This is a genomic window from Burkholderia sp. Bp9142, from assembly GCF_003853415.1.
GTDB lineage: Bacteria > Pseudomonadota > Gammaproteobacteria > Burkholderiales > Burkholderiaceae > Burkholderia.
Genome location: NZ_QTPP01000007.1, coordinates 25,310 through 46,981 on the forward strand (window position 1 = coordinate 25,310; position 21,672 = coordinate 46,981).

General features: G+C 58.7%; 22 protein-coding genes, 1 tRNA gene and 2 pseudogenes. 17 read left to right on the forward strand and 8 right to left on the reverse strand.

Annotated features, from left to right (window positions below):
• Nucleotides 1–102 precede the first annotated feature (102 nt).
• Nucleotides 103–1,125: a GlxA family transcriptional regulator gene (locus tag DIE22_RS09975; RefSeq protein ID WP_124604983.1), complete on the forward strand. Its 1,023-nt coding sequence runs from the start codon at nucleotides 103–105 to the stop codon at nucleotides 1,123–1,125.
• Nucleotides 1,126–1,419: 294 nt separating this feature from the next.
• On the opposite strand, the pseudogene DIE22_RS38685 reads toward DIE22_RS09975, so the two are convergent.
• A pseudogene (locus DIE22_RS38685) lies at nucleotides 1,420–1,740 on the reverse strand (DJ-1/PfpI family protein); the annotation flags it as partial.
• A gap of 112 nt (nucleotides 1,741–1,852) precedes the next feature.
• Between DIE22_RS38685 and DIE22_RS09985 the strand changes: the two are divergent.
• The 3 genes from DIE22_RS09985 (at nucleotide 1,853) to DIE22_RS09995 (ending at nucleotide 4,360) form a co-directional block, all read left to right on the forward strand.
• Entirely contained in the window at nucleotides 1,853–2,530 is a 678-nt protein-coding gene (locus DIE22_RS09985; RefSeq protein ID WP_124604984.1) for a DUF1326 domain-containing protein, read from the forward strand.
• A 71-nt stretch (nucleotides 2,531–2,601) separates the two neighbouring features.
• Nucleotides 2,602–3,351 (forward strand): DUF2182 domain-containing protein, encoded by a 750-nt coding sequence (locus DIE22_RS09990; protein WP_260426640.1) that lies wholly within the window; start codon nucleotides 2,602–2,604, stop codon nucleotides 3,349–3,351.
• A gap of 28 nt (nucleotides 3,352–3,379) precedes the next feature.
• The gene (locus tag DIE22_RS09995) at nucleotides 3,380–4,360 is read left to right on the forward strand and encodes a GlxA family transcriptional regulator (RefSeq protein WP_124604986.1); all 981 of its coding nucleotides are present in this window, start codon (nucleotides 3,380–3,382) and stop codon (nucleotides 4,358–4,360) included.
• A gap of 44 nt (nucleotides 4,361–4,404) precedes the next feature.
• Here DIE22_RS09995 and DIE22_RS10000 read toward each other — a convergent pair.
• Nucleotides 4,405–4,692: pseudogene (locus DIE22_RS10000) on the reverse strand (Arm DNA-binding domain-containing protein); the annotation flags it as partial.
• 268 nt (nucleotides 4,693–4,960) lie between these two features.
• Nucleotides 4,961–5,155 carry a hypothetical protein gene (locus DIE22_RS10005; protein ID WP_124604987.1) on the reverse strand — a complete coding sequence of 65 codons (195 nt, stop codon included), beginning with the start codon at nucleotides 5,153–5,155 and terminating at the stop codon, nucleotides 4,961–4,963.
• Nucleotides 5,156–5,513: 358 nt separating this feature from the next.
• Between DIE22_RS10005 and DIE22_RS10010 the strand changes: the two genes are divergently transcribed.
• Both DIE22_RS10010 and DIE22_RS10015 read left to right on the forward strand, forming a co-directional pair.
• Nucleotides 5,514–6,902 (forward strand): DUF3696 domain-containing protein, encoded by a 1,389-nt coding sequence (locus DIE22_RS10010; RefSeq protein ID WP_124604988.1) that lies wholly within the window; start codon nucleotides 5,514–5,516, stop codon nucleotides 6,900–6,902.
• Nucleotides 6,899–7,384 (forward strand): hypothetical protein, encoded by a 486-nt coding sequence (locus tag DIE22_RS10015; protein ID WP_124604989.1) that lies wholly within the window; start codon nucleotides 6,899–6,901, stop codon nucleotides 7,382–7,384. Before DIE22_RS10010 ends, DIE22_RS10015 begins: the two co-directional genes overlap by 4 nt.
• Before the next feature lie 161 nt (nucleotides 7,385–7,545).
• Here DIE22_RS10015 and DIE22_RS10020 read toward each other — a convergent pair whose 3' ends face one another.
• Nucleotides 7,546–8,121, reverse strand: a complete 576-nt coding sequence (locus DIE22_RS10020; RefSeq protein ID WP_124605081.1) for a recombinase family protein — start codon at nucleotides 8,119–8,121, stop codon at nucleotides 7,546–7,548.
• Between the two features lie 299 nt (nucleotides 8,122–8,420).
• Here DIE22_RS10020 and DIE22_RS10025 point away from each other — a divergent pair, with 299 nt between their 5' ends.
• From DIE22_RS10025 to DIE22_RS10070, 10 genes are all read left to right on the forward strand, one after another.
• Nucleotides 8,421–10,145: an ATP-dependent endonuclease gene (locus DIE22_RS10025; protein WP_124604990.1), complete on the forward strand. Its 1,725-nt coding sequence runs from the start codon at nucleotides 8,421–8,423 to the stop codon at nucleotides 10,143–10,145.
• Nucleotides 10,146–10,445: 300 nt separating this feature from the next.
• Complete coding sequence (locus DIE22_RS10030) at nucleotides 10,446–10,958, forward strand: hypothetical protein (RefSeq protein WP_059856050.1); 513 nt, start codon at nucleotides 10,446–10,448, stop codon at nucleotides 10,956–10,958.
• A gap of 138 nt (nucleotides 10,959–11,096) precedes the next feature.
• Nucleotides 11,097–11,360: an AlpA family transcriptional regulator gene (locus tag DIE22_RS10035; RefSeq protein WP_124604991.1), complete on the forward strand. Its 264-nt coding sequence runs from the start codon at nucleotides 11,097–11,099 to the stop codon at nucleotides 11,358–11,360.
• Complete coding sequence (locus DIE22_RS10040; protein ID WP_185640587.1) at nucleotides 11,360–11,644, forward strand: hypothetical protein; 285 nt, start codon at nucleotides 11,360–11,362, stop codon at nucleotides 11,642–11,644. The genes DIE22_RS10035 and DIE22_RS10040 overlap by 1 nt, the downstream gene beginning before the upstream one ends.
• Before the next feature lie 360 nt (nucleotides 11,645–12,004).
• A complete protein-coding gene (locus DIE22_RS10045; protein WP_012329039.1) occupies nucleotides 12,005–12,181 on the forward strand; it encodes a hypothetical protein in 177 nt (58 codons plus the stop codon).
• The gene (locus tag DIE22_RS10050) at nucleotides 12,174–12,476 is read left to right on the forward strand and encodes a hypothetical protein (RefSeq protein ID WP_124604993.1); all 303 of its coding nucleotides are present in this window, start codon (nucleotides 12,174–12,176) and stop codon (nucleotides 12,474–12,476) included. Before DIE22_RS10045 ends, DIE22_RS10050 begins: the two co-directional genes overlap by 8 nt.
• The gene (locus DIE22_RS10055) at nucleotides 12,469–12,681 is read left to right on the forward strand and encodes a hypothetical protein (protein WP_006765346.1); all 213 of its coding nucleotides are present in this window, start codon (nucleotides 12,469–12,471) and stop codon (nucleotides 12,679–12,681) included. Before DIE22_RS10050 ends, DIE22_RS10055 begins: the two co-directional genes overlap by 8 nt.
• The gene (locus DIE22_RS10060) at nucleotides 12,674–13,021 is read left to right on the forward strand and encodes a hypothetical protein (RefSeq protein WP_004522498.1); all 348 of its coding nucleotides are present in this window, start codon (nucleotides 12,674–12,676) and stop codon (nucleotides 13,019–13,021) included. Before DIE22_RS10055 ends, DIE22_RS10060 begins: the two co-directional genes overlap by 8 nt.
• Nucleotides 13,022–13,030: 9 nt before the next feature.
• Nucleotides 13,031–13,357 carry a hypothetical protein gene (locus DIE22_RS10065; protein WP_009908646.1) on the forward strand — a complete coding sequence of 109 codons (327 nt, stop codon included), beginning with the start codon at nucleotides 13,031–13,033 and terminating at the stop codon, nucleotides 13,355–13,357.
• A gap of 127 nt (nucleotides 13,358–13,484) precedes the next feature.
• The gene (locus tag DIE22_RS10070; protein ID WP_185640588.1) at nucleotides 13,485–16,349 is read left to right on the forward strand and encodes a DUF927 domain-containing protein; all 2,865 of its coding nucleotides are present in this window, start codon (nucleotides 13,485–13,487) and stop codon (nucleotides 16,347–16,349) included.
• 619 nt (nucleotides 16,350–16,968) lie between these two features.
• On the opposite strand, the gene DIE22_RS10080 is transcribed toward DIE22_RS10070, so the two are convergent.
• The 3 genes from DIE22_RS10080 to DIE22_RS10090 form a co-directional block, all read right to left on the reverse strand.
• Nucleotides 16,969–17,814 (reverse strand): DUF6602 domain-containing protein, encoded by an 846-nt coding sequence (locus DIE22_RS10080; RefSeq protein WP_124604995.1) that lies wholly within the window; start codon nucleotides 17,812–17,814, stop codon nucleotides 16,969–16,971.
• Nucleotides 17,815–17,900: 86 nt separating this feature from the next.
• Nucleotides 17,901–19,115, reverse strand: coding sequence for a tyrosine-type recombinase/integrase (locus tag DIE22_RS10085; protein WP_124604996.1), 1,215 nt, complete (start codon nucleotides 19,113–19,115; stop codon nucleotides 17,901–17,903).
• A 163-nt stretch (nucleotides 19,116–19,278) separates the two neighbouring features.
• A tRNA-Arg gene (locus tag DIE22_RS10090) sits at nucleotides 19,279–19,353 on the reverse strand.
• Nucleotides 19,354–19,568: 215 nt separating this feature from the next.
• Between DIE22_RS10090 and DIE22_RS10095 the strand changes: the two genes are divergently transcribed.
• Nucleotides 19,569–20,666 carry a site-specific integrase gene (locus DIE22_RS10095; RefSeq protein ID WP_124604997.1) on the forward strand — a complete coding sequence of 366 codons (1,098 nt, stop codon included), beginning with the start codon at nucleotides 19,569–19,571 and terminating at the stop codon, nucleotides 20,664–20,666.
• Between the two features lie 15 nt (nucleotides 20,667–20,681).
• Here the strand turns inward: DIE22_RS10095 and DIE22_RS38690 are convergent, their stop codons facing one another.
• The gene (locus DIE22_RS38690; RefSeq protein ID WP_260426641.1) at nucleotides 20,682–21,599 is read right to left on the reverse strand and encodes a conjugal transfer protein TraN; all 918 of its coding nucleotides are present in this window, start codon (nucleotides 21,597–21,599) and stop codon (nucleotides 20,682–20,684) included.
• Between the last annotated feature and the right edge of the window lie 73 nt (nucleotides 21,600–21,672).

The following is a 21,672-nucleotide window of genomic DNA, read 5'->3' on the forward strand; positions in this document are numbered from 1 at the left end:
CCGCCGCGGCATGTCTGTAACCGGGCGCCTCGATCGCTGTTTGAGGGCGTGTCGAGGTCGAGTGTTGTTTGTCACCGCCGGCGCGCCGGCAAAAAGTACGCCATGTCCTCGAAGTCTGATGCATCGTCGGCGCAAATGTCGCGCAAAGTTGTTCTTGTGATTTTCAGCGGAGCAAAGCTCCTCGACATTACCGGACCGATTCAGGTTTTCACCGAGGCGCATCTCAAGAATGGCGCGCCGGCCTATAAGATCGAGATCGCTTCTGAGGCGGGAGGGCTAGTCACCACCGATTCCGGCGTAGTGCTGCAATCGGTACCGCTGGAGAGCGTTTTCGCCGACGCAGTGGATACGCTGTTGATTGCGGGCGGAGACCTAGCCGCTCCGCCTAACGCTTCAGCGGCTTTGCGGTCTTGTCTCGCCCCGCACCTGAACCGTCCTCGTCGGCTCGGCGCTGTCTGCCTCGGGGCGTTCACACTTGCGCAGATCGGCGCGCTGGATGGCCGGGAGGCGACAACGCATTGGGCCGTCTGTGATCGGCTGCAGCGCGAGCATCCGTCGGTCACTGTTAAACCGGATGCAATTTTCGTGGCCTCCGATGGGGTCTGGACGTCTGCCGGAGTATCAGCCGGTATCGATATGGCGCTTGCCATGATCGAGGAGGACCTCGGCCATGAGGTTGCACTAAAGATTGCGCGACTGTTGGTTCTGTATCTGAAACGACCTGGCGGACAATCGCAATTCAGCTTCGAGCTTCGACGGCAAATCCGAGACGCACGAGGTCGCTTCGATGATCTGCACCTCTGGATCAACGGCAATCTTGCGGAAGACTTGTCCGTTCCGGTGCTTGCCGCTGCCGCGCACATGAGCCCGCGCAATTTCGCTCGCGTCTATCTGCGTGAGACCGGTCAGAGCCCAGCGCGCGCGATAGAGCAGATCCGGCTGGAAGCTGCACGCCGACTCCTTCTTGAAGGGACGGACGCCATCAAGCAGATCGCGCACAGCACTGGCTTTGGCGATGATGAGCGGATGCGCCGCGCATTCATCAAGACACTTGGAGTCTCTCCGCAGGACTATCGAAGCCGTTTCGGCAAGTTGGAGCGCGGAGACCCTGTAACTTTCTCCTAGGCTGCGGCCTGTTGCGAGTGGTCCATGGATAGAGAGAGCGGCGAGTGCCCAATCGCGTCGCCAGAGCCTCACGGGACGTTTCCATCCGGCGCATCACGTTACGGGTAAACAATCTACCTGCTACCTCGCAGCTGCGCGAGCCGCGACGTCCGGGAGTCGCGAAGCCCCGTGGTGTAGCCGCAGCAGCAGTTGCGGTAGCGCTAACGTTACCGCATCGAGCGCTCGTCGAGCGGCCGTATCGCATCAGTCCTCCGCGGCGAACGCAGTTCTCTCCCGCCGAAGGAAGTTGAGCGTTCAAAACCGGCTTGCAAGAATGGAGCGCCTCTTCGCTTGATTGGCAACCCGTTCAACGCGAGCTCGGTTCGCAGCCATTCGCTCAGCTCTCTCTGCAAGTACTGCGGACAAGACGGCCGGAGGAGCGAGGTCCGGTCGTCCGGCATCGAACGGGGGGGGCGGCGCGTATTCGAGTGCTAGCTGGATCATCTGCGCTTCGTGCTTTCCACGCAGTTCGGCTATCAGCGCCAGAGCAAAATCGATCCCGGCTGTTATTCCGCCGCCAGTGATGATGTTGCCGTCCCGCACGATTCGAGAGGCATCTGGGATGGCTCCGGCCGGCTACTACATGTCGGTATCGCCGCTACTTATGTCGATATCGCCATTCGACGGCATCGCGTGTGCGGCTCAACATTGCAATGTGAATTCAGTGTCGACAGAGATGAGGTACATGATGACTGAGAAGCTGGTATCTGAAGTACATCCGGTAATTCCGCAATGGCAGATCACAGGCGAATGGTTTGACGTCTGCTCGTGCAATTCACCTTGTCCCTGCACGTTCGCGCAGCCTCCGACGAATAACCATTGCGAAGTGCTTTGGGCTTACAGGATCAATTCTGGACATTATGGCGGAACCCCGATGGCGGGTCTCAACGTGGTGCTGATCGCTGCCTTTGACGGCAATCTCTGGGGCGACGCCAAACTCGACTGTGGCGTTTTCCTCGACGCCAGGTCGGATGAGGCTCAGCGGGAAGCGCTGATCAACATCTTCACTGGCAAGGCCGGCAGTTGGATGTCCGAGTTCGTGCCGGCGCGCGTCCGCCAGGTCAACGGTGTCGAATTCGCTGACATTACCGTCGAGATCGATAGCAAGCTGGAACGTTGGAGCGTGAAGGTCGACGACCGCGTCGACGCGAGCGGGCACCCGATGTACGGCCCGACGTCGGACACAACGAAACTTTTGCAGAGCTTTAATCCACCGGGTAGTGAGGTCGGTCCGACGGAAGCTCCGGTGACATGGGGAAAGGGCACGGGCGGCCGATGGACGGCTTTCGGGTTCGAGCAGGACATCCCGGCAGGCCAGGCGAGCAAGCACATTCCCTTTGACTGGCACGGACCTGACAAGTCATGAGACCGATGCCTTCCGCTTCAACAGCTACGGCACAGGCGCCCAGGAGGGGCCCGAGGGTTGCTGGCTGGACGATGACCGTCGTGGCGCTCAGCATTGCAGCGTGGCTCGGTGCGCTGGTATTCATGGGGGGCATGGACGAGGGGCCGGGGACGCCGTTGAATCGACTGCCGGTGTTTCTCGCCGGTTGGGTCGTCATGCTGACTGCGATGATGCTGCCGTCGGAACTCAACTACATCGGAGCCTTCGCGGTGCTGCTGAGGGGGCGCGGGTTGACGGCGAGGCGCCGCGGCCTGATGGCCTCGTTCATCTCTGGCTACGGCATCGCGTGGATTGCGTATGGCCTTGCTGCCTACGTTGTGGATTGGCTCATTCGAGCGATCAGTCCAGAGATGATTGCCTGGAATCGTACCGGGCCTTACCTCGCTGGCTCGGTACTGGTTTTCGCGGGTCTGTATCAGATCTCAAGGCTGAAGCATTCCTGCCTGACAGGATGCCGATCACCTCTTTCGTTTTTTGCCCGCTATTGGACCGAAGGAAACGTCGGTGCTGTTGCCATGGGCGTGCGACATGGGCTGGTCTGTGTCGGTTGCTGTTGGGCGCTAATGGCGGTGATGTTCGCCGTTGGTGCCATGAGCCTCACGTGGATGGCGTTGCTGACTGTGATCATGTTCGCCGAAAAGGTTCTGCCGCAGGGCAAAAAGCTAACGCTCCCGATCGCGTGCTTTCTTTGGGCCATGGGAATCTGGATCGCCGTGTCCCCCGGCACGGCGCCGCTTCTCAAGGATCCAATGATGTTCGCCGGCCTCTGTCGCGCCCTCTGACCACGTGGCCAGAGTCGAGGTAGTACAAATGGCATCACGTCCCATCATAGAAATCGGCATTGTTCTTTATCCGGGTGTGCAGTTCGCGGCCGTCCACGGCTTGACCGATCTTTTCGATGTCGCAGACCGTTTCGCCAAGCAGCACCATCGCGAGGAAAGGGCCATTCTGAGCGTTAGCCAATGGCGAATCGAGGAGCCGGGCGCCACGCCAGTTAGGAGTCCATCTAATGAGAACGGCGCCAACGTGCCACCTGATGTGCTTATCTTGCCTCCCTCCTTGGGCGGCCCGGTATCGCAAGAGGACGCAGCGCTGTTCGTCGACTGGCTGGTGAATCGCCATCGCGTGGGGACAACACTGGCTTCGGTCTGTGGGGGAGCTTTCGTTCTGGGAGAAACGGGTCTTTTGGCGGGACGATCGGTCACCACGCACTGGGCCCATGCCGACATTTTCCGGCAGCGGTTTCCGAAGGTGCGTCTCGACGTCGACAGACTCATCATCGATGACGGCGATTTCATCAGCGCGGGCGGCATGATGGCGTGGGTCGATCTTGGGTTGAAGTTGGTCGATCGCTTTCTTGGGCCAACCATCATGTCCGAGACCGCGCGCTTTTTGCTGGTCGATCCCCCGGGGCGCGAGCAACGCTACTACAGCGCCTTCTCTCCCAACCTGAATCATGGCGACGCTGCGGTACTCAAGGTACAACATTGGTTGCAGGCCACAGGGGCGAGAGATGTGACTCTCGCGGCGCTCGCTTCGCATGCCGCTTTGGAGGAGCGAACGTTCCTGCGCCGATTCCGGAAGGCGACAGGCTTGACTGCGGTCGACTACTGTCAAAGATTGCGAGTAGGAAAAGCACGCGAGTTGCTGCAATTCAGTACGACCCCCATCGAGACGATTGCCTGGGACGTCGGTTACGGTGACGCAGGCGCGTTTCGACGGGTATTTGTCCGGGTCACTGGGCTCACGCCCGGTGAATATCGCCGACGGTTCAAGGTTGGCCACGCATAGGACGCGGATACGCTGATGCGGCATCCTTCCTGTTTTTGACGGCCGGCCACGGTTGACACCTGACGGTGCGCTTGCATCATCGCTTCGCCCGGATCGATACCGGCCGCTAGCCTTTCGCGTGCCGCGTCGCGCTTCTTGCGTGCTGCCGCCAAGGAAACGTCCGGATAGACCCCGAGTGCCAGCAACTTCTCCTTCCCGTCGGTGCGGTACTTGAGCCGCCAGTACCGCTGACCGGCCGGCGCGACGAGCAGGAACATGCCGCCGCCGTCAAACAGCTTCGTTGGCGTGTCGCCGGGCTTGACGTTCTTGACGGTTTTGTCAGTCAGCGACATGGGGGTATTCCTCCAAGGGGTATGTCGAGTACCCCAAGAAGTACCCCCAAATACGCCCGGCTTTCGCGGTGCGCTATTGGACGTCCACGGAAACAAAAAACCCGTGAAGCCTTACGCTATCACGGGTTTTGCGGAATTCTGCGGATCGCTTCGGATGAAAGATTGGTCCCCGACAGAATTCATATCTCTAGGCTAGATAAGCTATTCCGGAACGTGTGCTCCGTAGATACCAACAAAAATACCAACAGGCGCATCCGGGTAGGCTCGATCATTCGAAGGGAGGCGTGGTGCGTACCTTTGTCGTGCCGCCGGAAGCAAAAATATCTGGAGATTTGGAGATAAACACTCGCTTCGGCTTGTGAGCCTTGTCTGGTAAGGCTGCGGTTATCTCCAAGTCTATCTCCAAATCACATATTTTCTTGGAGATAATGTTGGAGATAGGCGACGTAGCAGCAATGCCCATCGTGTCTCATTGCGGATTGGTCCGTCGTCTGGGACTCTTCGCGCAAGGAACCTCCCCGCCCCGCCGCATACCCGGCGCGCTGCTGGACCCGTAGGTATCACTTGCTGCCATCTTCAACACCACGGGGGGCACAGGGTGCAGGTGGCGTAACGTACTAGCAATCATCAAGAGCTAAGCGATACGACGGGGGCTGCTCGACGTCGGCGGGTAGATCGCAGACAATCAGTCTGCCACGTGGCGTGGGTGTTCGCGGGGAAGGTGTGACGCATATCGTGGGCAGACGTAGCTTGGTGCGCTTCGCAGCCCAATCAGTCTGCAGCCGCGTCAACGAGAACCGTATTAGGAAGGAAAACGCGGGATGCTAAAACGTCTTTATATTGAAAATTTCAAATCGTGGAAGGTGCTTGATATTACCTTTGGCCGCGTCACGGGTCTTTTTGGAACGAATAGTTCCGGGAAAAGTAGTATTATTCAGTTTATTTTGCTTCTAAAGCAAACTAAAAATGCAACGGATCGGGGTTTGGTTTTAGACTTTGGGGGGCCGGATCAGCTTGTAAATCTTGGTAGTTTCCGTGACATAATTAACGCGCATGATATAGATGCGGTTTTGTCATGGAAATTGTTGTGGACGTTGCCATCCCAGTTATCAATAAATAATCCGTCTGGCAAGAGGACTGAGGTTCTTGTTAGCGGCCAGTCTATAGCTCTTGAATCTCTTGTTAGGTATCAGGATAAATCTCTTGTATCTGATCGGTTGGAGTATCGCTTTGGAAAGCAAAGGCATGCTTTTCTCATTGAGCCTAAAAAAATAGGGTCGAGTGAATATCAACTTCGAGCCGAGGTTCCACCGGGGGCGAGCTTTCGCTTTGTGCGCAACCAAGCACGGGCATGGGCACTGCCGGGCCCCTTGAAAACCTATCTGTTTCCGGATCAGGCAAAGACTTATTATCAAAACTCGGATTTTTTGAGTCTTTTTGAATCGGAATATGAGGCCTTGATGGATTCCATCTACTACTTAGGCCCATTGCGTGAATACCCCCGTCGCGAATATCCATGGTCTGGCGCGAGTCCTAGCGATGTCGGCCGGCGAGGAGAGCGCACGATGGAAGCGATCTTGGCTGCAACTCTTCGCAAAGAAACACGGAATTTAGGCGGGCGAACACGCTATAAACCATTTCAAGAAATTATCGCATTTTGGCTCAAAAGGCTTGGCCTGATTCATGACTTTAAGATAGAGGAGATCGGCGCGGACGCGAATTTGTACCGGGCGGTCGTAAAACGGGATGCAAAGAGCCCTGTTGCATTGCTAACAGACGTGGGGTTTGGTGTTTCGCAAGTTCTTCCAGCGCTTGTGTTGCTGTATTACGTTCCTGAGGGTAGTACTGTCATCATGGAGCAGCCGGAAATTCATCTGCATCCGTCCGTGCAGAGCGGTTTGGCTGACGTGATCTTGACGGTTGCGAAAACGCGTCGCCTCCAGGTAATTGTAGAGAGTCACAGTGAGCATTTGCTTCGTCGATTCCAGCGTCGAGTGGCGGATGAAACGTTTTCATCAGAATTGGTTAAGTTGTACTTCTGCAATAGCGTTAACGGAAATTCGACTCTCACCGATTTGGAGCTTGACGTCTTTGGTGAAATTAGGAATTGGCCTGATAATTTCTTTGGCGATGAAATGACTGAAATCGCTGAAACGAGAAAGGCAGTCCTTCGGAGAAAAATTGAAGAGCGGAAGGCGGCTTCGAAATGAGCGTTATAGTTGACACGAACGTTGCTATCGCTGCTAATGGTCGCGACACGCATGCGACGGAGTTGTGCCAAATGCGTTGTATTGATTTATTGATGGAGATTGCGACGGGGAGAGGTGGCGATTTTGTCGTGCTTGATGAGCTGGGGCTTATATTCGAAGAATACAGCGGACACCTCTCGTATAAGGGGCAGCCTGGCGTCGGGGACATGTTTTTTAAGTTTCTTCATGACAACATGTATGATCAAGATGTCATTTGCTTGGTAAATGTGACGCCGAATAATGACGAATCCACGGGATTCGACGAATTGCCGGAAAATGAGGTCGATCCAAGCGATCGAAAGTTCCTTGCGGCCGCTATTGTATCGGGTGCGAAAATCGTCAACGCGTTGGATGGGGATTGGCACGAGAAGCGCGAGTTCCTTGCCGAGATTGATGTCGATGTCGAGCAAATTTGCCCTGAACATGGATGTGTCGCTGGTTAAAGAGCATGGTTATGGGGCGCAATATATCAGTTTGCCCCGTCACGTTATTGGATCAAGCATCTGTAGCCACAAAAAATGTGGCATTAACCTTACCTGTTGGCTGTCAGCTTGATCTTCAGATTGGCTTTTCTTACGCAAAGTGACTTTGGTTTACAGGGAATCTACTTCGCGTCGCGTACCCGCATGATCGTTTGACGACTTGTGCTGTATCGCTTTGCAAGGCTTGCCACACTCGCCCCTTCCCCTAATTGTTGCCGAACCTCGTTCTGCTGCGTCTTGGATAGTGCGGATGGGCGACCCATAGATTTTCCTTCCGCTTTGGCACGAGCGATACCAGCTTGCGTTCGTTCGATCAACAAGTCACGTTCAAATTCGGCCACAGCGTTTAGTACTTGCATCGTCATTCGACCAGCGGCGCTGGTCAGATCGACGCCGCCGAGCGCGAGGCAATGAATTCGAATGCCACGACCCGAAAGAGTTTCAACGGTCGCACGCACGTCCAACGCGTTTCTACCGAGCCGGTCCAGCTTCGTCACGATCAGCACGTCGCCTTCCTCCATCCTGCGGAGTAAATCTGCGAACCCCGGTCTTTGTTGCGCGCTAACGCTGCCTGAGATGCTTTCCGTCACAACCCTCCGCTTGTCTATAGAGAAGCCGGCCGTCTCGATCTCGCGCAGTTGGTTCGCTGTCGTTTGATCGCCGGTGCTGACGCGGGCATATGCAAAGGTTCGGCTCATGTCGAGGTTCAATGTGTTCGAAAGGGATGTCCGAATCATATCCTATGTCCATAACATCTACACCCTTATTTTCGGACATGCCTGTATGCCTATGTCCGTAAGGGTTCGGTTTCGGACACTTCCGAATCACAAGCGGTGAGTGCAATGGAGTAGATTGCCAGTGCGGTAATCGAGGCTCAATACTCAGGAGAGCCGTGTTGTACGCGAGCGTGTTTCGTCGCGTGTTTGGAGCAGGTACGTACGGGGCAGGGCAGCACCAACTATTCAGAAAGACCCATCACACGCGTGAGGAGGTGACCATGAAGCTGCGAGCAATCAACATTCACAACTTCCGATCGGCGCTCGATGTCGATATCGAAGCGCATGACTATATGCTGCTTGTCGGTGCAAACAATGCGGGAAAGAGCACCATTGTCAACGCGTTGCGAGTGTTTTATGACGACCTGAAATGGTCGAGCGACGACTTCCCCAAAGTTGGAGCGGCGGATAAGGAGGCATGGGTCCAGCTCACGTATCAACTTGATGACGACGAGTGGGCGAACCTCGCGGACAAGTACAAGGAGGGGGTTGCTGATCAGCGTTTGCCGGTGCGTCGTTACTTCGTATCAGACGAAAAGGGGCGCGTGCAGGCTAGCCAAAGCAACATCTATGGATTCGTCAAAGGGCAGCCGGACGCGGAGCTTTTTTACGGGGCGAAGAATGTCAGTGCGGCCAAGCTTGGGCAAGTGCTATATGTTCCAGCACTGACGACGGCCACAGAGCAAACAAAGATGAGCGGCCCGTCGCCGCTGCGCAATATGCTCAATTTTCTGCTGAAGAAGGTGGTGGCGAAGAGTGAGGCGTACAGAGAATTGTCGGCTGCATTTGAGAAACTGAACGACGAAGCGCGTCAGAAGGACGGTTTCCTGAGCGAAATCTCGACTCCTATCAACACGGCAATATCGTCGTGGAGCATCAAGATTGACTTGTCGGTAAATTCGATGGGCCCAGAAGACATCTCAAAATCGCTCATCAAATTTGCGTTTGTGGATTCATCCTTGGATAACGCGGGCTTTGACCTGGAGCGCTATGGCCATGGCTTCCAGCGGTCCGTCATCTACGAGTTGATTCGCTTAGCCCCGACATTCAAGGATGAGAGAAAGCCTGACAAGAAAGAGTTCAACCCGTCGTTCAATCTCGTACTGTTCGAAGAGCCGGAAACCTTTCTTCATCCTAGTCAACAAGAAAGCATGGCGTATCATCTGCGCCGACTCGGAGCCGAGCAAGGGCAGCAGGTTATCGTTACGACACACTCTCCAACATTTGCGGGCAAGGCGGCGGAACAGATTGGGCAGGTTGTGCGTGTTTGGCGATTCGAAGGTGCATCGCGCACGTTCCAGCCACGCGGTGGGCAGATCAAGGAGCTGTTCGAGAGGGGAGGCGAACTACTTAGGGCGTTGGAGGCGTTTGTCGCAAATCCAGAGATTCCAGACGATCGAAAACGGAATGCGAGGACGCTGATCGCAGATCCACCCGCAGCCGACATTGCTGTCCAAGAAGAACGCTTTCGATTTCAACTTTGGCTTGACGGTGAGCGATCATCTCTATTTTTTTCGGACAAAGTGCTGCTGGTTGAGGGAGCGACTGAGCGTGGTTTATTCAACTATCTGCTCGCGAACGATTGGTATGACCTGAGCCCGCATCGAATTTGTGTCGTCGACGTTCTCGGGAAGTTCAACTTCCACCGCTACATGGCACTCTTGGAAGTCTACGGAATCCCGCACGGCGTTATGCTTGACGATGATCACGATAGAGCGCACCACAAAGCGATGAATGAGTTAGTGGAGGCGTCGAGAAACGATTGGACCTTGGCCCGCCCAGTCCAGTTTACGGGGTGTTTGGAATCGTTTCTCGGGCTGCCGGTGCCGACAAATGATCGCAAACCGGTCGAAATGCTTAAGGCGGTGACCGGCGGACAGGTAGCACCTGAGAAAATGCAGGCGCTGAGGAGCGCACTTTGCGAAGCGCTAGACATTGCGCAATAGCGCGTTTGATTCAACGTTGAAGGTAAAATTGTCGCGTCGAGCCTAGGGCGGCCACCTGAAAACCGGATACCTTCACCGGCTGGCTCGGCATTCTTCGTGAAGGCCGCACAGAAGGGTGCACTATTGCTACGTATAAAGACACCTAGTCTAGTTCCCAAACACAAGCCACGCGCCGGTTTTCGTTCACGACGCTCGCGGCAATGTGTCAGAAGAAGCATTCTCTCTTTCGCCGCCATAGAAGCAAAACACCGGGCGTCTCAGCCTTTTGCTGCGGAGGACGGTGAAAGTCCATTCGGGCGGATGCAAGACATCATTCCACGCGATGTGCCGGTTGGGGAGGCGATGGCCTTGCTGGCCGGCCTGCTCGTCAAGTGCATTGACGAGGATGATCTGCGCACGGCGCAAGAACTGATGAAGCATGAGTTGTTTAATAGCCGTACGTTGGAAGGAGTGGTGCTATACGCGCGCCGTGAAACGGAATCGGCATTCCTCGAACGAATTAATGCTTTGCATGATCAGCTTGCCGAGCACGCTGAGGAGCGCGACATGTCGCAGGCACATTTGGCGCAGCTCCAAGCTGAACAACGAGAGCGGCAAGATCAGGCGATGCGCGAGAGGCAAAAGGCCATCAAGCCGGCTCAGGCTGCGCGGCTTGCTGGTGCAAAGAATACAAAGATCGTCGAAGAATTTAACAGGCGTCGGCGTAGTGGTGAGGACTTTCAGGGACGCAATGTTTGCTCAGATATTGCGGCTCGCTTCGGCGTCACGGCTGACCATGTGCGCAAGCTGAAACGGGCTTGGCTTGCCACGTGAATTGATAAAACGCGATTGACGCAACGATAGTCTTGTTTTGCACGGTTCTAAACGGGATTGTCGATACGTCGGTCGCGTTTGGTGCTCCAAGCTCCCGGTTGTGCCGATGGTGGCACAGCTACGCTTAGGGAGCACAAAATGTCTGCAAGCAATACATTCGCGTCACAGGCCCCGGTCGGACTACCGCTTGACGGCTTTTCGCGTTGGAGTGATCTGCGGCCCTTCATCCCGTTATCCCGCGAGACGGTCCGACAGCGCGAGTTGGAAGGGCGCTTTCCGCGTGCAAGTCGTTTGACGCAGCGCTGCACCGTCTGGTCGAATCGAGAGATTCACCGCTGGATGGCCAACCCGTTGACTTATCGCACTGCCGATGCTGCGTGCGAAGTGAAGGAGGGCGCGTGATGACGAATAGCGTGAATGTGACGAGCGCGCGCGTGGCAGCTCGAGAAGCCAAACGAGACGCCGACACAGCATTCTACGAAAGCGAGTTGGAGCGCCAGCGCGAGCGATTCGCCGAAGCGCACGTGCGTTGCGTGGACGAAGGTCGACGCGAGGCGGCTTGTTGGATCGCGGCGGCCGCCACGGTATTCGAGCGCGACGCCGAACGTATGCCGTCGCGTGCTAAACGCGCGGTCGAACTCCTCAAGCACGCGGTTTTCATGCTTGATCCGAAGGCCCCTGCATGATGTCTCGTCAAAGTCACTTTGCCGTGATGGAAGGCAGGGCACGTCGGTTGCGTGACGTCGCTGTCACTGGTCCGTCCCTTCAGCGATTTGCGCATCGCGGCGGTGCGCAGTATCCTGTGGGCGTCGCTGAGACAACAGCGACCCGGGGTGACAGCCGGAAATTGCAAAAGGCGGACAACCGCCGCTGTGCGGTTTTTTTACGTCCGTACACCTTGCGCCTTCTATGGTCGGGCCTTGGTGGGGGTGCGTTCGCGCACGCCGGTTCCCTTTTGCGCCGGTCTGTCAACCCCGCCATGTGCCCGGCCACCCCGTTTGACAGCGGGGGCCGGGTTCCGAACCCAGCAAAAGGAGTCGCAGCCAATGCGCCAGTCCACGCACGCCCATACCGGGCAGCAATCCCACCTCATTCAATCCATCGTCCGCGCCGCACTGCGCGACGCAGCAACCGCCAGCACGTACCAGGACGCGCTCGACGCAACCGGCGCGGCACTGGCCGCGATCGCCGCGCTCGTCCGTGCGGAGGTGCGTCATGGCTGAGCTGCGCTGCAAGATCGGCGATCTGGCGATCGTCACGAAATGCGATGCTCGCTCGCGTATCGGCATGCTGGTCGAGGTGGCATCGGCTCGCCCGACGCCCGATCACGATTGGCGCGTGCGGATCTTGGGCGGCCCCGTCACGGGACGTAGCATCTACGCTCGGCGGTCCGGCGATTTCACGCACGCAGCCGTCCACGACTGGAACCTCACGCCGATTCGCGGCGAAGCGGAGCTGGATTGCACGATCGACGTCGGGCAACTCCTCGCGTCGATTCTGGAGGTGCGCCATGTCTAAATACCGCCTGCCGAACGAAGTCACGATGATCGCCATGTGTGCGGCCCATCAATTCGCCCAGCTCGAAGCCCTGTTCGATGCTGTCCGTTCGCATCTTGCGGAGGGCACCTACGAGCGCGCGCTCGTCGACATGGGGCAAAGCGTCGCGAGCCGGTATTCGGCCGAAATGCGTCGCACTGCGCAGCCGGAGGTGTGCCATGACTGACCAGCGCATCCGAACCGCGGTTGTCGACGGATTCGACAACGCACCGCCGCTGGATACCGGCGCACCGATCGAGCTGCAATTCGCCGTCGACCTGGGCGCGATCTGCGCCGACGCATGGCTCGACCTGAAAGGCGACGTGCGGCTGCACGACTACGCGGCCCATCAAGCCGCCGCGTTCGCGCGCGGCATGGAATCCGCCATGCAGGACGCGGGCGACGTCGACGCGCACCGCGTGACGATCAGCCGCCAAGCGTTCGCGGCCGGCCTGATGGGGCGCGTGCAGCAGCATCTGTTCGCGGCACTCGGCCTTGTCACGCGCGAGCCGCGTACGACGCACTGAGGGGCGACCATGGCAAAGACGAACAAGAATGCCGTGCAGCCGCTCGCGCCGCACTTCGTGGCCGAAGTGAATCGTCCCGATCACAACCGCATCGGCACGCGGATCAGCGACGCCATGGAACTGCTGGACAGCCTGCATTGGGCGGCCGACAAGGCCATGTCCGATGACGACTACTGGCTTGTGCTGAGCCTGTTCCGCGCGTCCCTGCCGTCGATCGGCGCGGCGCTGGAGGCGGCCAACGACGCCCTTGGCGAGTCGCGGCTCGGCCGCTACGTCTACAGCAACGACGTCACGGCCGGCGGGGCCGTTCTATCGGTGCCTCGCGCGGCCGGCTGACGCTGCGCCGCTAGGCATCGTCACATCATTCAATTCTTCGCGCGTCGGGTAGCTACTTGCCCGATATGGACTACTAATCGGAAGTCGACCGACGCGCGTCCAGTGGGAACCTATGAGTAACGCACCCATGTCCGAATTCGAGCGGGCGAGAGTCGCGCTCGGCTATGTCCCGCCAGACGACCGCGACACGTGGAGTCAGGTGGGGATGGCGCTCAAGGCCGAGTTTGGCGAGGAGGGCTTCGCCCTCTGGAACGAATGGAGCCAAGGCGCGCAGAACTACAACGGCAAGGACGCGCGTGATGTGTGGAAGTCGTTCAAGGGCGGCAAGATCACCATCAACACGCTGTTTCACCTCGCCAAGCTCGGCGGCTTCGATCCGCGTGCGCATCGAGCCAAGCCCATCGATCCAGCGGAGCGCGAGCGGCAGAAGGCCGAACGCTCGGCCCGCGAAGCGGCCGAGCTGGCGGAACTGACCGAGAAACAGCAAGCCGCGTCGATGCTCGCCGAATCGATCTGGTCGGGGGCCGAACCTGCGCCGGCCGATCATCCGTATCTCGTTCGCAAGCGCATCCCGGTCGACGCGCTGCGCGTCTATCGCGGGGGCTTGTGCATCGGCACGGCCGCATGCGACGGCGCCCTCGTCATCCCGGCCCGTGACGCCGACGGCAAGCTGTGGACGCTGGAATTCATCCTGACGGACGGCCAGAAACGCTATCTGCCGAACGGCCGCAAGGCGGGCTGCTTCTCGTTGATCGGCGGCCCGCTATCTTCCGCGCCGTCCACGCTGCTGATTGGCGAGGGTTACGCCACGTGCGCGACGCTCGCGGCCGCGACCGGCTATCCGGCTGCCGTCGCGTTTGATGCCGGCAACCTGCACGCGGTTGCGATGGCGCTGCGCGGCCAGTATCCGGACACCCGCATCGTCGTCTGCGCCGACGACGACCACACGACGAAGGGCAATCCGGGCGTGACGAAGGCCCGCGCGGCGGCCGAGGCAGTCGCCGGCATCGTCGCGGTGCCCGACTTCGGTCCGAACCGGCCAGCCGCCGGCACCGACTTCAACGACCTGGCTGCGCACGTCGGCCCGGATGCGGTGGCCGCCGCCGTGCGTGCTGCGCTCACGCTGGCCGGCTCGGCTGACGTCGGCAAGGGCAAGGTCGCTCCAGCCGCCGCGAAGCCCGCCAAGCGCCCGAAAACGGCTCGCGCGCAGGACGGCAAGTCGCGGATCGTCGTCGACGACAAGGGCGTGTGGTTTCACGGCTTCAACAATCAAGGCGATCCGCTGCCGCCGCATTGGGTCAGCACGCGTATCGACGTGATCGCGGAGACGCGAAACGAGATGAACAGCGAGTGGGGCTACCTGCTCGAATTCACCGATCGCGACGGCATCCTGAAACGGTGGGCGGTGCCGGCCGGCCTCTTTGCCGGCGACGGCACGGAGCTGCGCCGCATGCTGCTCGATATGGGCGTGAAGCTCGGCGTGACGCAGATCGCCCGCACGCAGATCGCGAACTATGTGCAGATGGCGCAGCCGGACGAGCGCGTGCGCTGCGTGCCGCGCGTCGGCTGGCATCACGGCGCGTTCGTGCTGCCGGATCGCGTCATCGGCACCGGCAAAGAGGCGCTGATCTATCAGGCCGACACGCCGATCCAGAGTCAGTTTAAGGAGCGCGGCACGCTGGACGACTGGCAACGCGAGGTCGCAGCCTACTGCGTCGGCAATAGCCGGCTGCTGTTCTGCGTCGCAACCGCCTTCGCTGGTCCGCTGCTGCACTTCTCCGGGCTTCAGTCGGGCGGGTTTCACCTGCTCGGCACGACGTCCAAGGGCAAGTCGACGGGCGGCGTTATCGCCGCGTCCGTGTTCGGCTCGCCGGACTACGTGCGGAGCTGGAAGGCGACCGACAACGCCCTCGAAGCCGTCGCCACGCAGCATAGCGACGCGCTGCTGATCCTCGACGAAATCGGGCAGGTCGAGCCGCGCTTGGTCGGCGATGTGATCTACATGCTTGCGAACGAGTCGGGCAAGGCCCGCGCGTCGCGTAGCGGCTCGGCGAAGCCCGTGCTCACGTGGCGGCTGCTGTTCCTGTCGAACGGTGAAAAGAGCGTGTCTGCCCTGATGGCCGAGGGCAACAAGCCCATGAAAGGCGGTATCGAGGTGCGCTTGCCGGCGATCCCGGCCGAGGTGGGCGAAATGGGCGTGGTCGAGAAGTTGCACGGCTTTCCGACGCCGGCCGCGCTGATCGAGCATCTAGAGCGGCACGCCGGCATGCACTACGGCACGGCCGGCCCCGCGTTCATCGAATGGGCGTCGTCGCAGGCCGGCGAGCTGGCCGAGCATCTGCGCATGCGCGTCGACGAGCTGGTCGGGCAATGGGTGCCGGACGGCTCGCATTCGCAGGTCGCGCGCGTCGCCAAGCGGTTCTGCCTCGTTGCGGTAGCCGGCGAGCTGGCGACGGCACACGGGCTGACCGGCTGGCCGCAGGGCGAAGCGGTCGAGGCCGCCCGTCGCTGCTTCGAAGGCTGGCTCGAACTGCGCGGTGGCACCGGCAATTCGGACGAAGCGGATGCTGTGCGACAGGTGCTGCACTTCCTCGTCGCACACGGCGACAACCGTTTCGTATGGATGAACCGGGCGCAGGACGACCATCGGCCGAACGCGCCGCACCGTGCGGGCTGGAAACGACTCGTGAAACACGACAAGAGCAGCGTCGCCATTGAGTCGGATCAAGCGTATTACGCCGAGTTCGGCGAGAAGATGAGCGCCGAAGACGCGGAAAGCGTCGAGACGGAATACCTGATCGAATCAACCGTGTTTCGCAAGGAGGTGTGTGCCGGCTACGATCATCGGATCGTCGAGAAGGCTTTGATGAAGCGGGGCGTGCTGATGCCGCGCAGCGACGGGCGTCCGTATCGACAAGAGCATATCCCTGGCATGACAAAGAGACTCATGGTCTATCGCGTCCTGCCGTCCATCTTCTCACTCGAAATCTAAGCTGCACCGCCGCCGTCCGGGAGGGCGGTGGCGGGCATCCCTTTGCGCGGCATTTTTGGTCCGTGCGTCAAAGTTACTTTGAGCGGTACGCTCCAGATGGAACCGGGCCGGCGATGGCCGCGAATCTTGCCGTATCCGTAACAATCCAGCCCGGTTTATCTCCAGTATCTCCAGCGTTCTCCAAATTGTTTGGAGACACACAAAGCCTTACCCCATAAGGCTTTGCGGCCGATTCAGGCGTTTATCTCCAACTCTCCAACTCATTTTGCACTGAGCAGACAGGCGTCGACCGTCTGCTTCCACCGCGAAGCCAGACGGGGCGAGGCTCTCCGGGATTCGAGGTGCGTTGACAACGTGTTTTCGAGGGGGGGGCTCCGCGATGAGCCCCGATCGGGCATTGTTGCGCCGGCCGCAAGTGTCGGGGCGGCCGGAGAGCGGGGGACCCTGCGTCTAGGGCAAAGACGCGGGGGCTCACACCCGCGCGTTTTTCCTACTCCCGGCGCGCCTAAGGGGGGTCATATTCATACCGACATGCATGGAGCCGGCAGTGCAATGCCAACCCTGAGAAATCGGTGGGAGGCGCGCGGCAAGGGGGGGCATATCTGTGCAGGGCTATTAATTATTGTTGAACGCGCCCGGCCGCTGCGTCGTCGGATATTTTGACGTACCGCGAGAATTCCGGATACCACGGAGTTTTGTTTGACGTCAGGAGGAACAGGAGGGAGCTGAAAACTTTGAAGTGATAGTACGGATCCTTTTCGGGGAGCGCGAAGAGATGTTTCAAGTCCTTTGCTGCAAATCGTGGGTAGGGGTTCGTAGTTCCGTTGTGATCTATATAGGTCAATAATCCATCTTCGATGCTAATTATCAAATTGTGTTTGTGGCGATGTGAAACATCTGAGTCGTAAAGGCCGTCAATTTCATTCTCCAGATTATTTGTATTGAAATCCAATTTCTGGCAAATGAGAAAGCTCGAAAATAGTTGTCGAGCATCGTCGGTCGGATTGAACTGCGGTTGGTCCGGTCTTGCGACGCCGGGGTCACTAATGCGCTCTCCCAGCCTCTTTGTTGCTGCAAGTTTATTGAGTGCTTGACGTAGGGCGGTGCGGGAGAGCGTTGATTTAACTTCGCCAACGCAATATACAGACTCAAGAGGGAAAAAGCGCTGTCGATCACCTTCCTGATACAAGGGGGTCAGTCGTGAATCGAAACCGATTATGTCGCATTGTGTGCTCACGTCGTCCATTGTCGAAAGAATAAACCCTGTTGAGAGGTCGAGGCTTTGCGGGATAATGAATTTAAGAAAGTCTCGAACAATCGATTCGCGGTAAATTCCATATTCGCCGGCGTGAAATAATCTTTCATTGGACGAATCGTAGAAAATTTCTGTTGATGTTGCGGAGAAGGCAGCTCTAAAAACGTCAACTTGCTCGCGGAATAAAGCGTCGAATATTTTGTTTGCCATGTGCTTCACCTTGGTCTGAAGTGTGGGGCGTGTTGACTGGTTGGAGACTAGTCCCACGTCTGCTCGTTCTAGTCAATGTTGGCGCGCTATCGGGTGGATGCGATATACACGATTTCCGCTCCTGCTTTGAGACGATCCAGATGATCGCCCCATGCCTGCATCATGCGCCTGCGCTCCGGCAGATATTCGGCATGGACGTACGCGGCCGTCACCTGATTGCGTTCGGCATGTGCCATCTGGCGCTCAACAACATCGCGGCCGAAGCCTAGTTCACGCAGAGCAGTAGCCGCCAGTCCGCGAAATCCGTGCCCCGTCATTCGCGACTTGTAGCCCATGCGGTAGAGCGCATAGAGCATGGTGTTGTTCGAAATGTGGCTTCGGCCTTGCACGCTGTAGAACACGAATCGATGCTGGCCGTTGAGCGCGCGGAGCTGGGCGAGTACGTCGAGCGCCTGCCGCGATAGCGGCACGATGTGCGGGTCGCGCATCTTCATGCGCTCGGGCGGCACGCGCCATTCTGCAGCGGCCTCGTCAAACTCCGACCACTCCGCACGAATCATTTCTGTTGTCCGCACGAAGGTCAGCGCCATCAGGCGCAGCGCGAGCCGGGTGACTAGGTCGCCTTGGTAGGCGTCGATGTCGCGCATGAGCTGCGGAATCTCCGTTGCCTTGACGCGGGCCATGTGCTGCACGCCCGGCCCTTTCTTCAAGACCGTTTGCGCGTCGATGTCGGCTGCCGGATTCCTGGAGCATCGGCCGGTCATGATCCCGTGCTGGAAGACCGCGCGTGAGCGCTGGAGAATCCGCTTCGCCGTCTCCCGCACCCCACGCGCCTCGACCTCGCGAACGATGCTGAGCATCTGCGGCGAGTCGATCTCCGCGATCGGGCGAGCACCGATCTTCGGGAACACGTCGACCTCAAGCGAATTCAACACCTTCTCTGCGTAGCCGTCGCTCCAGCCCGGGCGCTGGGAGTCGAACCACTCGCGGGCTACCGCTTCGAACGAGTTGGCCGCCGCGATCTCGGCGGCCCGTTTCGCGTCCTTCTTCGCCTCGCCCGGATCGATGCCGGCCGCGATCTGCTCGCGGGCCTCGTCGCGCTTCTTCCGTGCCGTCGCGAGCGTGACGGCCGGATAGACGCCGAGGGCGAGCGTCTTCTGCTTGCCAAGGAAACGGTAAGACAAGCGCCAGTATTTTGCGCCGTTCGGTTGGACGAGCAAGAACATCCCGTTGCCGTCCGTGAGTTTGTACGGGGCCGCGTTGGCCTTCGCGTTCCGTACCTGTATGTCAGTGAGAGGCATGGTTGGTATCTGTGTTGTTGGTATCTGCTGATACCAACAAAAATACCAACACTTTCTCCGGCTGTCACTGAGCAACGTTGGGTGACGATGGGCACGAGACGGCCGCCAGACGGGCTTGAGCGGGGAGTTTCTTGTGAATCTTGGGGATGGTTTGGGGCTTGGCTGGTCCCCCCGACAGGAATCGAACCTGTATCTAGCGCTTAGGAGGCGCTTGTTCTATCCATTGAACTACGGGGAGCGGATAGTTTGAGCGGGATGGATCGAACCCTTGTAAATCAGGCTCTTAGCCTTGTCCCGCTTGCCTTTCGAGGATTTAATCCCGCTCGCTAATGATGCGAAATGACGGGTCGTGAAGCATAGTTTAACGCCCTGCCTGCTACAATTCTGCTACAAATCGACCCTGTAGCAGCGTGTGTGGATGATGCGTTGCTACAGTCCACAGACGGGGGGTTCATGGCTTCGATCCTCAAGATCGGCGACCGCTGGCGGGCACAAGTCCGCCGGCGGGGACAGAGTATATCAAAGACATTTCGAACGAAGGGTGCTGCGGAAGCATGGGCGCGTGAGATCGAGGGCGGAATCGACAAAGGTCAGGCTGCCGTCGACGAGCAGACTATCACGGTCGGCGAGCTGGTACGACTGTATAGGAACGCTCGGAATGATTCCAGTCGGCCGGTGGCTGAAAAGTCGAATGAAGACTACATGCTCAAGCGCCTGGAAAGTCACTTTGATGATGAAGTGGCTGCGAAGCTGTCGACCAAGCGGCTCGTCAAGTTTGCACAGGAGCGAAAGAAAGAAGGGGCGGGGCAGTACACCATCGACATGGACATTTCGAAGCTCGGAACCGTGTTCAAGCATATGGCGTCGCTTCTCGATCTCCGACTTCCGCACGCCCCAAGCATCGCGCGGCCAACGCTTGATCACCTGCAACTCATCGGTCCCGGCAAACTTCGCGACCGCCGGCCGACCCGCGACGAAATCGTGAAAATTTTCCAATGGTTTGCCGAGCATCCGGAGCGTGAACAGGCGGTGCCGGATGTTATTCGCGTCGCGATGAAAAGCGCGTTCAGGCGCGGCGAGCTGTTTCGGTTGACGTGGTCGGATCTCGACGTCGAGCGTCGGCTCGCCCTTGTCCGCGATCGGAAGCATCCACGCCAGAAGAAGGGTAATGACGAGTGGGTACCGCTGATCGGCGACTCGCTCGAAGTGCTGTTGCGCCAGCCGCGATATCCCGTGCCGCCAAACTATGAGGCGAAGCGCCGGGCGGACCCATTGATCGAGCCGCACCCGAACGAGTTCATCTTCCGGTTCGATAAGAGCACGGCCAGTAAGTACTTCAAGCTGGCGTGTGACGACAAAGGGATTGTCGATCTGCGGCTGCATGACCTGCGGCACGAAGCGACGAGCGCGCTGTTCGAGGACGGGTGGGATATTCCCGAGGTCGCGGCCGTGACCGGCCACAAGGATTGGCGCAACCTGAAGCGGTATACGAATTTGCGGCCGGATCAGGTTGCGAAAAAGGGGCAGCTGAAGGTTGTGGGCGGGGAATAGCGGAGACTAGACCCCTTATCGGGGGCGCTTTTTGATCCAGCGCCCGGATCGGACTGCGCTCGCGCCCGGAAACGCAACGCGGTGCGCTTTCTTTACCGCGCCTTGCCGCGGTGTTGTCCCAGTCCGGTCGAAGACAATGCCTTTCGAACGGAGTCGGAGATCTGTCGTTTGCTTTGCTTTAGCGCTGCGACCTCTGATTTCCTCAGCGGTACGGAAGCCAACGAGGTACTGGGCTTCGTCGGCCGTGAGCGCAGTTGGCTCGATGCGGAACGTTTCGCGGATGACATGGCCGAATTGCTCCTCTAGACGGCGCACGGTTTTTCGTGCAGGGAATAGTTTACCAGACCGGCTTGCGTTCACCAGAACGACGGCCGCCACCACGTTTCCGCCATTTCGGCGGATGTAATCTGACAGGTCGCAAAGGGTGCCGCCGAGCGTTGTCACGTCGTCGACGAGGACGTAGTTTCCACCGCGCTGAACTGAACCTTGAAACGATGCGCGTGCGATGAGGCGTTCCATTGCGTCAGCGCCGGTGTGATACACCTTCGTGGTCTGCACAATGTGTTCGTCAACGGCGCCCATCACAACACTGAGTACTACTGCGAGCACTTGGGGGATGGCGTTGTCTCCACGTGCCTCTCGGGCGTGCGGAGCAACAAAGATCACTTCCGGCCATCGTCGCGTATTCGCAATCTCGCGGACTTTCCAATACAGCGGCTCGCTGAGATCGCTAACCAGTTCGATGGCGGCTTGGGTATCGCCGGCCTTGGCGGCGGCGTAGCTCGCATGAGCCTTCAGTTCGGTATCGTCCCGCCAGAGAAAAATCGGTTCGTCGACGTTCGGCGGAAAGCCGTGGGTCCGAGTGAGTATTCTGCCGGGTGCGAATTTGCCGAGCAGAACGGTGGGTTTTGGCAATTTCGTATTGGTTTCCAATTGTGTGCCGCCCCGGTCGATGCGATCGGCGGAGTATATCGTGACCGCAGCAGGCCGGTGGCGGCTCGGGCTG

Excerpts from the sequence above, each read along its gene's own strand:
- DIE22_RS10030 (WP_059856050.1), top strand. The coding sequence starts at position 10,446 with ATGCAAGACATCATTCCACGCGATGTGCCGGTTGGGGAGGCGATGGCC.
- DIE22_RS10040 (WP_185640587.1), top strand. The coding sequence starts at position 11,360 with ATGACGAATAGCGTGAATGTGACGAGCGCGCGCGTGGCAGCTCGAGAA.
- DIE22_RS10050 (WP_124604993.1), top strand. The coding sequence starts at position 12,174 with ATGGCTGAGCTGCGCTGCAAGATCGGCGATCTGGCGATCGTCACGAAA.
- DIE22_RS10035 (WP_124604991.1), top strand. The coding sequence starts at position 11,097 with ATGTCTGCAAGCAATACATTCGCGTCACAGGCCCCGGTCGGACTACCG.
- DIE22_RS10055 (WP_006765346.1), top strand. The coding sequence starts at position 12,469 with ATGTCTAAATACCGCCTGCCGAACGAAGTCACGATGATCGCCATGTGT.
- DIE22_RS10020 (WP_124605081.1), bottom strand. The coding sequence starts at position 8,121 with ATGAGCCGAACCTTTGCATATGCCCGCGTCAGCACCGGCGATCAAACG.
- DIE22_RS10025 (WP_124604990.1), top strand. The coding sequence starts at position 8,421 with ATGAAGCTGCGAGCAATCAACATTCACAACTTCCGATCGGCGCTCGAT.
- DIE22_RS10005 (WP_124604987.1), bottom strand. The coding sequence starts at position 5,155 with ATGGGCATTGCTGCTACGTCGCCTATCTCCAACATTATCTCCAAGAAA.
- DIE22_RS09975 (WP_124604983.1), top strand. The coding sequence starts at position 103 with ATGTCCTCGAAGTCTGATGCATCGTCGGCGCAAATGTCGCGCAAAGTT.
- DIE22_RS10045 (WP_012329039.1), top strand. The coding sequence starts at position 12,005 with ATGCGCCAGTCCACGCACGCCCATACCGGGCAGCAATCCCACCTCATT.
- DIE22_RS10015 (WP_124604989.1), top strand. The coding sequence starts at position 6,899 with ATGAGCGTTATAGTTGACACGAACGTTGCTATCGCTGCTAATGGTCGC.
- DIE22_RS09995 (WP_124604986.1), top strand. The coding sequence starts at position 3,380 with ATGGCATCACGTCCCATCATAGAAATCGGCATTGTTCTTTATCCGGGT.
- DIE22_RS10095 (WP_124604997.1), top strand. The coding sequence starts at position 19,569 with ATGGCTTCGATCCTCAAGATCGGCGACCGCTGGCGGGCACAAGTCCGC.
- DIE22_RS09990 (WP_260426640.1), top strand. The coding sequence starts at position 2,602 with ATGACCGTCGTGGCGCTCAGCATTGCAGCGTGGCTCGGTGCGCTGGTA.
- DIE22_RS10085 (WP_124604996.1), bottom strand. The coding sequence starts at position 19,115 with ATGCCTCTCACTGACATACAGGTACGGAACGCGAAGGCCAACGCGGCC.
- DIE22_RS10060 (WP_004522498.1), top strand. The coding sequence starts at position 12,674 with ATGACTGACCAGCGCATCCGAACCGCGGTTGTCGACGGATTCGACAAC.
- DIE22_RS10070 (WP_185640588.1), top strand. The coding sequence starts at position 13,485 with ATGTCCGAATTCGAGCGGGCGAGAGTCGCGCTCGGCTATGTCCCGCCA.
- DIE22_RS10080 (WP_124604995.1), bottom strand. The coding sequence starts at position 17,814 with ATGGCAAACAAAATATTCGACGCTTTATTCCGCGAGCAAGTTGACGTT.
- DIE22_RS09985 (WP_124604984.1), top strand. The coding sequence starts at position 1,853 with ATGACTGAGAAGCTGGTATCTGAAGTACATCCGGTAATTCCGCAATGG.
- DIE22_RS10010 (WP_124604988.1), top strand. The coding sequence starts at position 5,514 with ATGCTAAAACGTCTTTATATTGAAAATTTCAAATCGTGGAAGGTGCTT.
- DIE22_RS10065 (WP_009908646.1), top strand. The coding sequence starts at position 13,031 with ATGGCAAAGACGAACAAGAATGCCGTGCAGCCGCTCGCGCCGCACTTC.